Here is a 13,862-nt window from a genome sequence, read left to right as displayed (position 1 = left end):
GTGGGTGAGCATTGTGACTCGCCGGCGCCAGAACCCAAATTTACGCAGCTGTAGCGAATGAATACTGAAGCCACGCACGACAAAAATGAAGCACTCTCCACCGGCGTTCGTCTGCGCAATGCCCGTGAACAACTCGGATTCAGCCAGCAGGCAGTCGCGGAGCGACTGTGCCTGAAGGTCTCCACGGTACGTGATATTGAAGAAGATAAGGCACCAGCCGATCTCGCTTCAACATTCCTGCGTGGATACATCCGTTCTTATGCGCGTCTGGTGCATATTCCTGAAGAAGAACTGTTGCCAGGGCTGGAAAAACAGGCGCCAATTCGTCCTGCTAAAGTCGCGCCGATGCAGAGCTTCTCGCTCGGTAAGCGTCGTAAAAAGCGCGATGGCTGGTTAATGACCTTCACCTGGCTGGTGCTGTTTGTCGTTGTCGGACTGACAGGGGCCTGGTGGTGGCAGAACCATAAAGCGCAGCAGGAAGAGATCAGCACCATGGCCGATCAATCTTCCGCTGAACTGAATGCCGGTAAAGACACTGCGCAGAATGTACCGTTAGATACCAGCGCCGCAGCAGGTCAGGAGACAACCCCGGCTTCGGGCGATGGCGTGGTGGCGAACGCAGCGCCAGCGACTGATGCCCCGACAGCTCCGGCACCAGCCGCGGATGCGCAACAGAATGCCGTAGTGGCACCTTCTCAGGCCAACGTCGATACCGCAACCGCCGCGCCAACAGCGCCAGCGAATGCGGCACCGCTGCCGACTGACCAGGCGGGTGTCACTACCCCGGCAACCGATCCTAACGCGCTGGTAATGAATTTTACCGCTGATTGCTGGCTGGAAGTGACCGATGCGACCGGTAAAAAACTGTTCAGCGGTATGCAGCGTAAAGACGGCAATCTCAATCTGACCGGTCAGGCGCCGTACAAACTGAAAATTGGCGCTCCGGCGGCAGTGCAGATTCAGTTCCAGGGGAAACCTGTCGATCTGAGTCGTTTTATCAGAACTAACCAGGTTGCACGTCTGACCGTTAATGCCGAACAATCACCGGCTCAGTAACAGACGGCAATGCGGGAGATTTTTTAATGCATAACCAGGCTCCAATTCAACGTAGAAAATCGACACGCATTTACGTTGGGAATGTGCCGATCGGCGATGGCGCGCCCATCGCCGTACAGTCTATGACCAATACGCGTACCACTGACGTGGAAGCGACGGTTAATCAGATTAAAGCGCTGGAACGCGTAGGCGCAGACATTGTTCGCGTCTCTGTACCGACAATGGATGCCGCAGAAGCGTTCAAGCTGATCAAACAGCAGGTTAATGTGCCGCTGGTTGCCGATATTCACTTCGATTACCGCATTGCGCTGAAAGTCGCGGAATACGGTGTCGATTGCCTGCGTATTAACCCAGGCAATATCGGTAATGAAGAGCGTATCCGCATGGTGGTTGACTGCGCGCGCGATAAAAATATCCCTATCCGCATCGGCGTAAACGCCGGCTCGCTGGAAAAAGATCTGCAAGAAAAATACGGTGAACCGACGCCGCAGGCGCTGCTGGAATCCGCTATGCGTCATGTGGATCATCTGGATCGTCTGAACTTCGATCAATTCAAAGTCAGCGTTAAAGCCTCTGACGTTTTCCTTGCCGTAGAATCCTATCGCCTGCTGGCGAAACAGATCGATCAACCGCTGCATCTGGGAATCACCGAAGCCGGTGGCGCACGTAGCGGCGCGGTGAAATCCGCGATCGGTTTAGGATTGCTGCTATCTGAAGGGATCGGCGATACGCTGCGTGTTTCTCTGGCCGCCGATCCGGTAGAAGAGATCAAAGTGGGCTTCGATATTCTGAAATCGCTGCGCATTCGCGCGCGCGGGATCAACTTTATCGCTTGTCCAACCTGCTCACGTCAGGAATTCGACGTTATCGGTACGGTTAACGCGCTGGAGCAACGTCTGGAAGATATCATTACGCCAATGGATGTTTCGATCATCGGCTGCGTGGTAAACGGTCCTGGCGAAGCGCTGGTTTCTACGCTGGGCGTGACGGGCGGTAACAAGAAAAGCGGCCTGTACGAAGACGGTGTGCGTAAGGACAGACTCGACAACGACGATATGATCACGCAGCTTGAAGCCCGTATTCGCGCTAAAGCGAGTATCCTGGACGAAGCGCGTCGTATCGACGTGCAGCAGCTTGAAAAATAACAACGTGATGGGAAGCGGCGTGCTTCCCGTGTATGATTGAACCCGCATGGCGCCCGCATTGTTCGGGTTAGCGCTGAGGGTTCATTTTTATATTCATAAAGAGAATAAACGTGGCAAAAAACATTCAAGCCATTCGCGGCATGAACGATTATCTGCCTGGCGAAACCGCCATCTGGCAGCGCATTGAAGGCACTCTCAAGAACGTGCTCGGTAGCTACGGTTACAGTGAAATCCGCTTGCCGATTGTAGAGCAGACCCCGTTATTCAAACGCGCGATCGGTGAAGTTACCGACGTGGTTGAAAAAGAGATGTATACCTTTGAGGACAGAAATGGTGACAGCCTGACTCTGCGTCCTGAAGGGACAGCGGGCTGCGTACGCGCCGGCATCGAACATGGTCTCCTGTACAATCAGGAACAGCGTCTGTGGTATATCGGGCCGATGTTCCGCCACGAACGTCCGCAGAAAGGACGCTATCGTCAGTTCCATCAGTTGGGTGTCGAAGTGTTTGGCCTGCAGGGCCCGGACATCGATGCTGAACTGATTATGTTGACCGCTCGCTGGTGGCGCGCGCTGGGTATATCTCAGCATGTCAGCCTGGAGCTGAACTCAATTGGTTCGCTTGAAGCCCGCGCTAACTACCGTGATGCGCTGGTAGCCTACCTGGAACAGCATAAAGAGAAGCTGGACGAAGACTGCAAGCGTCGCATGTACACCAACCCGCTGCGCGTGCTTGACTCCAAAAACCCAGAAGTGCAGGCGCTACTCAACGACGCACCTGCGCTGGGTGATTATCTTGATGACGACTCTCGCGAGCATTTCGCGGGTCTGTGCAAACTGCTGGAATCCGCAGGGATTGCCTACACCGTTAATCAGCGTCTGGTTCGTGGTCTTGATTACTACAACCGCACCGTATTCGAGTGGGTCACCAGCAGCCTGGGCTCGCAGGGTACCGTGTGTGCCGGTGGTCGTTACGACGGTCTGGTAGAGCAACTTGGCGGTCGCGCAACGCCTGCTGTGGGCTTCGCCATGGGCCTGGAACGACTTGTTTTATTAGTTCAGGCAGTTAATCCGGAATTTATTGCCTCCCCTGTTGTCGATATATACCTGGTTGCTTCAGGCACAGACACGCAGCCGGCAGCAATGCGGCTTGCAGAACGTCTGCGTGATGAAGTTCCTGGTGTGAAACTGATGACCAACCACGGCGGCGGCAACTTTAAGAAACAGTTTGCTCGTGCCGATAAATGGGGCGCCCGCGTTGCACTGGTACTGGGTGAGTCCGAAGTGGCTGACGGTACCGTTGTAGTGAAGGATTTGCGCTCTGGTGAGCAAACGGCAGTAGCGCAGGATGGCGTTGCCGCGCATTTGCGCACTCTACTGGGCTAAGGAGAAGGACAGCGTGGAAATTTACGAGAACGAACACGACCAGGTTGATGCGGTAAAACGCTTCTTTGCCGAAAACGGCAAAGCGCTGGCGGTTGGGATAATTTTAGGGGTTGGCGCGCTGGTTGGCTGGCGTTACTGGACCAGCCATCAGACGGAGTCCGCACGCTCTGCTTCTCTGGCATACCAAAATACGGTGACCGCGGTTAGTGCGGGTAAAGCGGATAGCATTCCTGCGGCAGAGAAATTTGCAGCAGAGAATAAAAATACCTACGGCGCGTTAGCTTCACTGGAACTTGCGCAGCAGTTTGTTGACCAAAATGAACTTGAGAAAGCCGCCAGCCAGCTGCAACAAGGCCTGGCTGCAACCAGCGATGATAATCTCAAAGCGGTGATTAACCTGCGTCTGGCTCGTGTTCAGGTTCAGCTTAAACAGGCTGATACCGCGCTGAAAACACTCGACACCATTAAAGGTGAAGGGTGGACGGCCATTGTTGCCGATCTGCGCGGTGAAGCGTTGCTGAGCAAGGGCGACAAACAAGGTGCGCGTAGCGCATGGGAAGCGGGTGTGAAAAGCGATGCCTCTCCTGCTCTGAGCGAAATGATGCAGATGAAAATCAATAATTTGTCCATCTGAGAGGGACCCGATGCAATTGCGTAAATTACTTCTGCCAGGGCTGCTTTCCGTTACCCTATTGAGCGGCTGTTCACTGTTTAGTGGCGAAGAAGATGTCGTTAAGATGTCCCCATTACCGGTGGTTGAAAACCAGTTTACTCCGTCTACGGACTGGAGCACTTCCGTGGGCAACGGTATTGGTGATTTCTATTCCAATCTTCATCCTGCGCTGGCGGATAACGTTGTCTATGCAGCCGATCGCTCAGGTGTCGTGAAAGCGTTGAACGCAGACGACGGCAAAGAAGTGTGGTCTGTTAATCTGGGTGAGAAAGACGGTTGGTTCTCCCGTGCATCTGCACAGCTTTCTGGCGGCGTAACCGTGTCCGGTGGTCATGTTTACATTGGCAGTGAAAAAGCGCAGGTTTATGCGTTGAATACCAGCGATGGTACCACCGCATGGCAGACGAAAGTTGCCGGTGAAGCGCTGTCTCGTCCGGTTGTGAGCGATGGCGTGGTATTAATCCACACCAGTAACGGTCAATTGCAGGCGTTGAACGAAGCTGACGGCGCCATCAAGTGGACCGTTAACCTCGATATGCCATCCCTGTCTCTGCGTGGCGAATCTGCCCCTGCGACGGCCTTTGGCGCAGCTATTGTTGGTGGTGATAACGGTCGCGTAAGCGCCGTGCTGATGCAGCAGGGTCAGATGATTTGGCAGCAACGTATTTCTCAAGCGACAGGCCCAACGGAAATCGATCGTCTGAGTGACGTTGATACCACGCCGGTTATCGTCAATGGCGTTGTTTACGCGCTGGCTTATAATGGTAACCTGACCGCGCTGGATCTGCGCAGTGGCCAGATTATGTGGAAACGTGAACTGGGCTCGGTGAATGATTTCATCGTCGACGGAAACCGTATCTACCTGGTCGATCAAAACGACCGCATCCTGGCGCTGACTACCGACGGCGGCGTGACGCTGTGGACGCAAAGCGATCTGCTGCACCGTCTGCTGACGTCTCCGGTATTGTATAACGGCAATTTAGTTGTGGGCGATAGCGAAGGCTACCTGCACTGGATTAACGTTGAAGATGGTCGCTTTGTTGCCCAGCAGAAAGTCGACAGCTCCGGTTTCCTGACTGAGCCAGTCTCTGCTGATGGTAAACTGCTGATCCAGGCGAAAGACGGTACGCTGTACTCCATTACGCGTTAATCGTCCTGGCCGCTCGCTTTGAAAAACGGCTCCTGGTGCAGGGGCCGTTTTACTGTTTTTAACAACGGCGCAAAAATGTGCGCGTTGTCTGATGATTTTTTAAATGAGGTTTTAAACATGGTACCTGTGGTCGCGCTTGTCGGGCGCCCTAACGTTGGCAAATCCACGTTATTTAACCGTCTAACTCGCACCCGAGATGCGCTGGTTGCGGATTTCCCGGGTCTGACTCGTGACCGTAAGTACGGTCGTGCGGAAATTGAAGGCCGCGAGTTTATCTGCATTGATACCGGCGGTATTGATGGCACCGAAGACGGTGTTGAAACCCGCATGGCTGAACAGTCTCTGTTGGCTATCGAAGAAGCGGACGTTGTGCTGTTTATGGTGGATGCGCGTGCTGGCCTGATGCCAGCGGATGAAGCCATTGCTAAACATCTGCGTTCACGCCAGAAACCGACGTTCCTGGTGGCCAACAAAACTGACGGACTGGATCCCGATCAGGCGGTTGTTGATTTCTACTCGCTGGGTCTGGGTGAAATTTATCCGATTGCTGCCTCCCATGGTCGCGGCGTTCTCAGCCTGCTGGAGCATGTTCTGCTGCCGTGGATGGATGACGTTGCGCCGCAGGAAGAAGTCGATGAAGATGCGGAATATTGGGCGCAACTGGAAGCCAAAGAAAACGGTGAAGAAGAGCCTGAAGACGACTTCAACCCGCAGGATCTGCCGATCAAACTGGCGATTGTGGGTCGTCCGAACGTAGGTAAGTCCACACTGACTAACCGTATTCTGGGCGAAGACCGCGTGGTGGTTTACGACATGCCTGGGACCACGCGTGACAGCATTTATATTCCGATGCAACGCGACGAACGTGAATATGTGCTGATCGACACCGCGGGCGTGCGTAAGCGCGGGAAAATTACCGAAGCGGTAGAAAAATTCTCAGTCATCAAAACGCTGCAGGCGATTGAAGATGCCAACGTGGTCATGCTGGTGATTGATGCGCGGGAAGGTATTTCCGATCAGGACCTGTCGCTGTTGGGCTTTATCCTCAATAGTGGGCGCTCACTTGTTATTGTCGTCAACAAATGGGACGGCCTGACGCAGGAAGTGAAAGAGCAGGTCAAGGAAACGCTGGACTTCCGTCTGGGCTTTATTGATTTTGCGCGTGTACACTTTATCTCTGCACTGCACGGTAGCGGCGTCGGTAATCTGTTTGAATCGGTCCGCGAAGCGTACGACAGCTCGACCCGTCGCGTTAGTACCGCGATGTTGACGCGTATCATGACCATGGCGGTAGAAGATCATCAGCCGCCGCTGGTACGTGGTCGTCGCGTGAAGCTGAAATATGCCCATGCCGGCGGTTATAACCCGCCGATTGTGGTGATTCATGGTAATCAGGTGAAAGATCTGCCGGATTCATATAAGCGCTATCTGATGAACTACTTCCGCAAAACTCTGGACGTGATGGGGACACCGATTCGCATTCAGTTCAAAGAAGGGGAAAACCCGTTTGCGAATAAACGTAATACGCTGACGCCGACCCAGATGCGTAAACGTAAGCGTTTGATTAAGCACATTAAAAAAAGCAAATAATCGTTGCTGATGTTGATAAAAACCCGCGCTTGCCGCGGGTTTTTTTTCGGTATTCCATCGCCAGCTTCAGCCCGTGCGATGTCAATCACTATTCGTTTTTTACCAAGTTTAAATCTAAGAAAGTAGACATTTGTCGAGTTTTCATCTTAAAGTCCGGGGGCTGGTACTAGACAAAACTAGCCTTAAGTTATCAAATGGTTAAATAACTTTTCGCCGCATGTAAAAAATCGGTCAGATACGTAACTGGCTGGCGTACATCGCGGTGTTTACACGCACGACGACATAACTTTCGGGAGAATTATGCAATCCTCTGTTAATCAAAAAGAAAGCCGAACTTTCTTCGGTCATCCTTATCCGCTCGGCTCGCTGTTCTTCACAGAGATGTGGGAGCGTTTCTCGTTTTATGGCATTCGCCCATTACTGATCCTGTTTATGGCGGCTACCGTCTATGACGGCGGCATGGGGCTGGCCCGTGAAAACGCCTCGGCGATTGTGGGTATCTTTGCCGGTACGATGTATCTCGCTGCGCTGCCGGGTGGTTGGCTGGCGGATAACTGGCTCGGCCAACAGAAAGCGGTATGGTACGGCTCCATCCTGATTGCGCTTGGTCATCTGTCGATTGCGCTTTCGGCCATTATGGGTAACAACCTGTTCTTTATCGGCCTGATGTTTATCGTGCTCGGTTCCGGTCTGTTTAAGACCTGTATTTCGGTCATGGTTGGCACATTGTATAAAAAAGGCGATGCGCGTCGTGACGGCGGTTTCTCGCTGTTCTACATGGGCATCAACATGGGGTCATTCATCGCCCCCTTGATCTCCGGTTGGTTGATTAAAACCCATGGCTGGCATTGGGGCTTCGGTATCGGTGGTATCGGGATGCTGGTGGCGTTAATCATCTTCCGTGTGTTTGCCGTTCCGTCGATGAAACGCTACGACAGCGAAGTGGGACTGGACTCGACCTGGAACAGCCCGGTAGTGAAGCGTAACGGTGTGGGCGCATGGCTACTCGCGCTGGCTGTCGGTGTGGCGGTTATCGTTACGCTGATTGCGCAGGGCGTGATTGTGATTAATCCGGTCGCGGTTGCCAGCATACTGGTGTACGTGATTGCCGCCTCTGTTGCACTCTACTTTATCTATCTGTTCATCTTTGCCGGCCTGAATCGTAAAGAGCGTGCCAGACTGCTGGTTTGCTTTATCCTGCTGGTTTCCGCCGCATTCTTCTGGTCGGCGTTTGAGCAAAAGCCAACCTCGTTCAACCTGTTCGCCAACGACTACACTAACCGTATGATCGGTGATTTTGAAATTCCGGCGGTCTGGTTCCAGTCGATAAACGCCCTGTTTATCATCCTGCTGGCGCCGGTATTCAGCTGGGCGTGGCCGAAGCTGGCGAGCATGAACATTCGCCCGAGCAGTATCACTAAGTTCGTTATCGGCATTTTGTGTGCGGCGGCAGGCTTTGGCTTGATGATGCTGGCGGCGCAAAACGTTCTCAGCAACGGCGGGGCGGGCGTTTCTCCATTCTGGCTGGTGGGCAGTATCCTGATGCTGACGCTCGGCGAGTTGTGTCTGAGCCCGATCGGTCTGGCGACCATGACGCTGCTGGCACCGGAAAGAATGCGTGGGCAGATGATGGGTCTGTGGTTCTGCGCCAGTGCGCTGGGTAACCTGGCTGCAGGTCTGATTGGTGGTCATGTGAAGGCTGACCAACTGGATATGCTGCCGGATCTCTTCGCTCGCTGCTCGATTGCGCTGCTGATCTGCGCCGCGGTCCTGATCGTCCTCATTGTGCCGATTCGTCGCATGCTGGAGAATACGCAAACTAAACCGGCAACCAGCGCCTGATAACACCTCGATTGTGCCGGGGCAGAGGCTATGCCCCGGTCATTCAATTGATGAGGTATGATGTTTTGTTGGGCCTGGGCGACATTCAGCGTAGCGTGTTAAACTCAACACAAGAATGGAGCCCTGTACTGGAGTTGTTATGTCTATCATTTGCCCGGATTGCCACGCTGAACTGGAACCACAAAACGGTGCGGCGCACTGTGAGAGTTGTCAAAAAGATCTTCAACTGGAAGCACGTTGCCCAGAGTGCCATCAACCACTCGAAGTACTAAAGGCCTGTGGCGCGATAGATTATTTCTGTCAGCATGGCCATGGGCTTATTTCGAAAAAACGCGTGGAGTATGTGCCGGTTTAAACCGGCTTTTTCTTCCGCGTTTTTTTCGCCGCCGTTACGCCCCTAACTTCGCTTTCCACCCAGCCATCTGCTAGTCGGGTGGTGATGACATCGCCTGCGCTGACCTGTTTGATCTGTTTCAGTACGCCGCCGCCAGTGGTGGTAGAAACGCTATAGCCGCGCGCCAGGGTCGCCAGCGGACTGACCGCTTCGAGATGAGTAACCGCATTACCAAAACGTTCGCGCTGTTCGCTGAGGCGCGCGCGAATGGTTTCGGCCAGGCGATATTCCAGTTGCTGGATACGGGTTTGTGCGCGATAAATGCGTGGCTGCGGGTTTTGCTGATTGAGACGTTGCAGCATGCGTTGCTGACGCTGATTTGCCTGTTTAATCTTATTTTCAAGCGCAAATCCCATCCGCTGGCGCAACCGCTCCAGCGACGTTTGCTGACGGGCCAGACGCAGCTGCGGATGCTGCTGTTGCAAACGGTGATGAAGCTGGGTAAATCGACGAGTACGGTTGGCGATGTAGTAGTCCATCGCCATTTCCAGACGCTGCTGGATGGACTGGATCTGACGCAACAACTCCTGCTGGTTGCGGCTGACAATTTCTGCCGCTGCCGACGGCGTCGGCGCACGCAGGTCGCCGACAAAATCAGCGATAGTGACGTCGGTTTCGTGGCCGACGGCGCTAACCACCGGAATACGGCTGGCAAAGATTGCCCGCGCCACGCGTTCGTCGTTAAAACTCCATAAATCTTCCAGCGAGCCACCGCCGCGCCCGACAATTAACACGTCGCACTCGCCGCGGGCGTTGGCCAGTTCAATCGCGCGCACGATCTGCCCCGGCGCATCGTCGCCCTGTACCGCGGCGGGGTAAATCACCACCGGCAGCGATGGGTCGCGGCGTTTTAGAACGTGGAGAATATCGTGCAGTGCCGCACCGGTTTTCGAGGTAATCACCCCGACACAGTGGGCCGGGGAGGGCAGAGGCTGCTTATATTGCTGATCGAACAATCCTTCCGCCTGCAGTTTGGCTTTCAACTGCTCATATTTTTGCTGCAATAGCCCTTCGCCCGCAGGCTGCATACTCTCGACGATAATCTGGTAGTCGCCGCGTGGCTCATACAGCGTGATGTTGGCGCGCACCAGCACCTGTTGCCCGTGCTGCGGGCGGAATGTTACCCGACGGTTGCTGTTGCGAAACATCGCGCAGCGTACCTGGGCGGTGTCATCTTTGAGCGTGAAATACCAGTGACCGGAGGACGGCTGAGTGAAATTCGAGATTTCACCGCTGATCCACACTTGTCCCATCTCCTGCTCAAGCAGCAAACGAACCGTCTGGTTCAGGCGGCTTACGGTAAAAATTGAGGTGGTCTGAGAGGATAACATGTGAGCGGGATCAAATTCTAAATCAGCAGGTTATTCAGTCGAAAGTAACATGCTCACAGAGGAGCGCAAGGTTTTTTTGCAAAAAAGTGTGGATGCAATCGGTTACGCTCTGTATAATGCCGCGGCAATATTTAATAACCTCCCAGGTGAGATATTGCCCATGCTACGTATCGCAAAAGAAGCCCTGACGTTTGACGACGTCCTCCTCGTTCCCGCTCATTCTACCGTTCTGCCGAATACTGCTGACCTCAGCACCCAGTTGACGAAAACCATTCGCCTGAACATTCCTATGCTCTCCGCAGCAATGGATACCGTGACGGAAGCGCGCCTGGCAATTGCCCTGGCACAGGAAGGCGGCATCGGTTTTATCCACAAGAACATGTCTATCGAGCGCCAGGCTGAAGAAGTTCGCCGCGTGAAAAAACACGAATCTGGCGTGGTAACCGACCCGCAGACGGTGCTGCCAACCACCACCCTGCGTGAAGTGAAAGAACTGACCGAGCGTAACGGTTTTGCGGGTTACCCGGTAGTGACTGAAGACAACGAGCTGGTTGGCATCATCACCGGTCGTGACGTGCGCTTTGTGACTGACCTGAACCAGCCGGTTAGCGTATACATGACGCCAAAAGAGCGTCTGGTGACTGTGCGTGAAGGTGAAGCACGTGATGTCGTGCTGGCCAAAATGCACGAAAAGCGTGTAGAGAAAGCGCTGGTTGTTGATGACAGCTTCCATCTGCTCGGCATGATCACCGTTAAAGATTTCCAGAAAGCGGAACGTAAACCGAACTCATGTAAAGACGAGCATGGTCGTCTGCGCGTCGGTGCAGCTGTAGGCGCTGGTGCTGGTAACGAAGAACGTGTTGACGCGCTGGTTGCTGCGGGCGTTGACGTGCTGTTGATCGACTCCTCTCACGGTCACTCTGAAGGCGTGCTGCAACGTATCCGTGAAACCCGTGCTAAATATCCTGACCTGCAAATCATCGGCGGTAACGTCGCCACTGGCGCAGGCGCTCGCGCACTGGCGGAAGCTGGTTGCAGCGCGGTGAAAGTGGGTATCGGCCCTGGCTCCATCTGTACGACTCGTATCGTTACTGGCGTGGGCGTTCCGCAGATCACTGCCGTTTCTGACGCGGTTGAAGCGCTGGAAGGTACCGGTATTCCGGTTATCGCTGACGGCGGTATCCGTTTCTCCGGCGACATAGCCAAAGCGATTGCTGCTGGTGCCGCTGCCGTCATGGTTGGCTCGATGCTGGCCGGTACCGAAGAATCCCCGGGCGAAATCGAACTGTACCAGGGCCGCTCTTACAAATCTTACCGCGGTATGGGCTCTCTGGGTGCGATGTCCAAAGGTTCTTCCGACCGTTACTTCCAAAGCGACAACGCCGCTGACAAACTGGTGCCGGAAGGTATCGAAGGTCGCGTAGCGTATAAAGGCCGCCTGAAAGAGATCATTCACCAGCAGATGGGCGGCCTGCGCTCCTGTATGGGTCTGACCGGTTGTGGTACCATCGACCTGCTGCGTACGAAGGCTGAATTCGTGCGTATCAGCGGTGCGGGTATCCAGGAAAGCCACGTTCATGACGTGACCATTACCAAAGAGTCCCCGAACTACCGCTTGGGCTCCTGATAAGTTTCCGCGCCCGGTTTTAAACCGGGCGTTTTGTTATTGTTTCACTTGCCTCGGAATTATCGTCAAATGACAGACAATATTCATAAACATCGCATTCTCATCCTCGATTTCGGATCGCAGTACACCCAACTGGTTGCACGTCGCGTACGTGAACTGGGCGTCTACTGTGAACTGTGGGCATGGGATGTTACTGAAGCACAAATCCGTGAGTTCAACCCGAGCGGCATCATCCTCTCCGGTGGCCCGGAAAGCACCACCGAAGCAAACAGCCCGCGCGCGCCTGAGTACGTCTTCAACGCCGGCGTGCCGGTCTTCGGCGTCTGCTACGGTATGCAGACCATGGCAATGCAGCTGGGTGGCCACGTTGAAGGTTCTAACGAGCGTGAATTCGGCTACGCCCAGGTTGAGGTACAGACCGACAGCGCACTGATTCGCGGTATCGAAGATTCTCTGACCGCCGACGGCAAACCGCTGCTTGACGTGTGGATGAGTCACGGCGACAAAGTGACCGCGATCCCGGAAGGCTTCGTTACCGTTGCTAGCACCGAGACCTGCCCGTTCGCCATTATGGCGCACGAAGAAAAACGCTTCTACGGCGTGCAGTTCCACCCGGAAGTGACCCACACCCGTCAGGGCATGCGCATGCTGGAGCGCTTCGTACGCGATATCTGCCAGTGTGAAGCCCTGTGGACTCCGGCGAAAATCATCGACGATGCCGTTGTCCGTATTCGCGAGCAGGTTGGCGACGACAAAGTGATCCTCGGCCTTTCCGGCGGCGTGGATTCTTCCGTAACCGCCATGCTGCTGCACCGCGCAATCGGTAAAAACCTGACCTGTGTGTTCGTAGACAACGGTCTGCTGCGTCTGAACGAAGCCCAGCAGGTGATGGACATGTTCGGCGACCACTTTGGCCTGAACATTGTTCACGTGGAAGGCGAGCAGCGCTTCCTGGAAGCGCTGAAAGGCGAGAACGATCCGGAAGCCAAACGTAAGATCATTGGTCGTGTGTTCGTGGAAGTGTTCGACGAAGAAGCGCTGAAGCTGGAAGATGTGAAGTGGCTGGCGCAGGGGACTATCTACCCAGACGTAATTGAATCTGCCGCTTCCGCTACCGGTAAAGCACACGTCATCAAATCTCACCACAACGTGGGCGGCTTGCCGAAAGAGATGAAGATGGGTCTGGTTGAGCCGCTGCGTGAGTTGTTTAAAGACGAAGTGCGTAAAATTGGTCTGGAACTGGGCCTGCCGTACGACATGCTGTACCGTCACCCGTTCCCGGGCCCTGGTCTGGGCGTGCGCGTGCTGGGCGAAGTGAAGAAAGAGTACTGCGACCTGCTGCGTCGCGCGGACGCTATCTTCATCGAAGAGCTGCACAAAGCTGACCTGTACAACAAAGTGAGCCAGGCGTTCACCGTATTCCTGCCGGTTCGCTCCGTTGGCGTAATGGGCGATGGCCGCAAGTACGACTGGGTTGTTTCTCTGCGTGCTGTGGAAACCATCGACTTTATGACCGCACACTGGGCGCATCTGCCGTATGACTTCTTAGGCCGCGTCTCTAACCGTATCATCAATGAAGTGAACGGCATTTCCCGTGTGGTGTATGACATCAGCGGTAAGCCACCGGCTACCATTGAGTGGGAATAATATCCCTCTCTGTAAGCGATTT

Annotated in this window: 11 protein-coding genes; 10 read left to right on the top strand and 1 reads right to left on the bottom strand. The window is 54.4% G+C overall.

Annotation, left to right across the window (positions count from 1 at the left end):
* The first annotated feature begins 57 nt into the window (after window positions 1-57).
* From rodZ to FDX11_RS22470, 8 genes are all read left to right on the top strand, one after another.
* Window positions 58-1,056: a cytoskeleton protein RodZ gene (gene rodZ, locus FDX11_RS22505; RefSeq protein ID WP_137398552.1), complete on the top strand. Its 999-nt coding sequence runs from the start codon at window positions 58-60 to the stop codon at window positions 1,054-1,056.
* Between the two features lie 26 nt (window positions 1,057-1,082).
* Window positions 1,083-2,201, top strand: coding sequence for a flavodoxin-dependent (E)-4-hydroxy-3-methylbut-2-enyl-diphosphate synthase (gene ispG, locus FDX11_RS22500; protein WP_016154000.1), 1,119 nt, complete (start codon window positions 1,083-1,085; stop codon window positions 2,199-2,201).
* A gap of 110 nt (window positions 2,202-2,311) precedes the next feature.
* Entirely contained in the window at window positions 2,312-3,586 is a 1,275-nt protein-coding gene (gene hisS, locus FDX11_RS22495) for a histidine--tRNA ligase (protein WP_137398551.1), read from the top strand.
* A gap of 13 nt (window positions 3,587-3,599) precedes the next feature.
* Entirely contained in the window at window positions 3,600-4,220 is a 621-nt protein-coding gene (locus FDX11_RS22490; RefSeq protein ID WP_042306752.1) for a YfgM family protein, read from the top strand.
* A 10-nt stretch (window positions 4,221-4,230) separates the two neighbouring features.
* Complete coding sequence (bamB, locus tag FDX11_RS22485; protein WP_137398550.1) at window positions 4,231-5,409, top strand: outer membrane protein assembly factor BamB; 1,179 nt, start codon at window positions 4,231-4,233, stop codon at window positions 5,407-5,409.
* Between the two features lie 117 nt (window positions 5,410-5,526).
* On the top strand, window positions 5,527-6,999 hold the full coding sequence (gene der, locus FDX11_RS22480) for a ribosome biogenesis GTPase Der (RefSeq protein WP_038642605.1): 1,473 nt from the start codon (window positions 5,527-5,529) through the stop codon (window positions 6,997-6,999).
* 300 nt (window positions 7,000-7,299) lie between these two features.
* Window positions 7,300-8,841: a peptide MFS transporter gene (locus tag FDX11_RS22475; protein ID WP_042306756.1), complete on the top strand. Its 1,542-nt coding sequence runs from the start codon at window positions 7,300-7,302 to the stop codon at window positions 8,839-8,841.
* Between the two features lie 139 nt (window positions 8,842-8,980).
* Window positions 8,981-9,196 carry a zinc ribbon domain-containing protein gene (locus FDX11_RS22470; protein WP_072014717.1) on the top strand — a complete coding sequence of 72 codons (216 nt, stop codon included), beginning with the start codon at window positions 8,981-8,983 and terminating at the stop codon, window positions 9,194-9,196.
* Here FDX11_RS22470 and xseA read toward each other — a convergent pair.
* Window positions 9,193-10,566 carry an exodeoxyribonuclease VII large subunit gene (gene xseA, locus FDX11_RS22465; protein WP_137398549.1) on the bottom strand — a complete coding sequence of 458 codons (1,374 nt, stop codon included), beginning with the start codon at window positions 10,564-10,566 and terminating at the stop codon, window positions 9,193-9,195. The genes FDX11_RS22470 and xseA overlap by 4 nt on opposite strands.
* Before the next feature lie 160 nt (window positions 10,567-10,726).
* Between xseA and guaB the strand changes: the two genes are divergently transcribed.
* Both guaB and guaA read left to right on the top strand, forming a co-directional pair.
* Window positions 10,727-12,193, top strand: a complete 1,467-nt coding sequence (guaB, locus tag FDX11_RS22460; protein ID WP_038642597.1) for an IMP dehydrogenase — start codon at window positions 10,727-10,729, stop codon at window positions 12,191-12,193.
* A 69-nt stretch (window positions 12,194-12,262) separates the two neighbouring features.
* Window positions 12,263-13,840, top strand: coding sequence for a glutamine-hydrolyzing GMP synthase (gene guaA / locus FDX11_RS22455; protein WP_042306761.1), 1,578 nt, complete (start codon window positions 12,263-12,265; stop codon window positions 13,838-13,840).
* Window positions 13,841-13,862 lie beyond the last annotated feature (22 nt).

It is taken from the genome of Citrobacter sp. wls714, from assembly GCF_005281025.1.
GTDB lineage: Bacteria > Pseudomonadota > Gammaproteobacteria > Enterobacterales > Enterobacteriaceae > Citrobacter > Citrobacter werkmanii.
This window is presented reverse-complemented; position numbering and strand designations above follow the sequence as displayed.

What these genes read in the sequence shown, in the direction of transcription:
- FDX11_RS22470 (WP_072014717.1), top strand. Translation starts at nt 8,981, where the DNA reads ATGTCTATCATTTGCCCGGATTGCCACGCTGAACTGGAACCACAAAAC.
- der (WP_038642605.1), top strand. Translation starts at nt 5,527, where the DNA reads ATGGTACCTGTGGTCGCGCTTGTCGGGCGCCCTAACGTTGGCAAATCC.
- rodZ (WP_137398552.1), top strand. Translation starts at nt 58, where the DNA reads ATGAATACTGAAGCCACGCACGACAAAAATGAAGCACTCTCCACCGGC.
- xseA (WP_137398549.1), bottom strand. Translation starts at nt 10,566, where the DNA reads ATGTTATCCTCTCAGACCACCTCAATTTTTACCGTAAGCCGCCTGAAC.
- FDX11_RS22475 (WP_042306756.1), top strand. Translation starts at nt 7,300, where the DNA reads ATGCAATCCTCTGTTAATCAAAAAGAAAGCCGAACTTTCTTCGGTCAT.
- ispG (WP_016154000.1), top strand. Translation starts at nt 1,083, where the DNA reads ATGCATAACCAGGCTCCAATTCAACGTAGAAAATCGACACGCATTTAC.
- guaB (WP_038642597.1), top strand. Translation starts at nt 10,727, where the DNA reads ATGCTACGTATCGCAAAAGAAGCCCTGACGTTTGACGACGTCCTCCTC.
- bamB (WP_137398550.1), top strand. Translation starts at nt 4,231, where the DNA reads ATGCAATTGCGTAAATTACTTCTGCCAGGGCTGCTTTCCGTTACCCTA.
- guaA (WP_042306761.1), top strand. Translation starts at nt 12,263, where the DNA reads ATGACAGACAATATTCATAAACATCGCATTCTCATCCTCGATTTCGGA.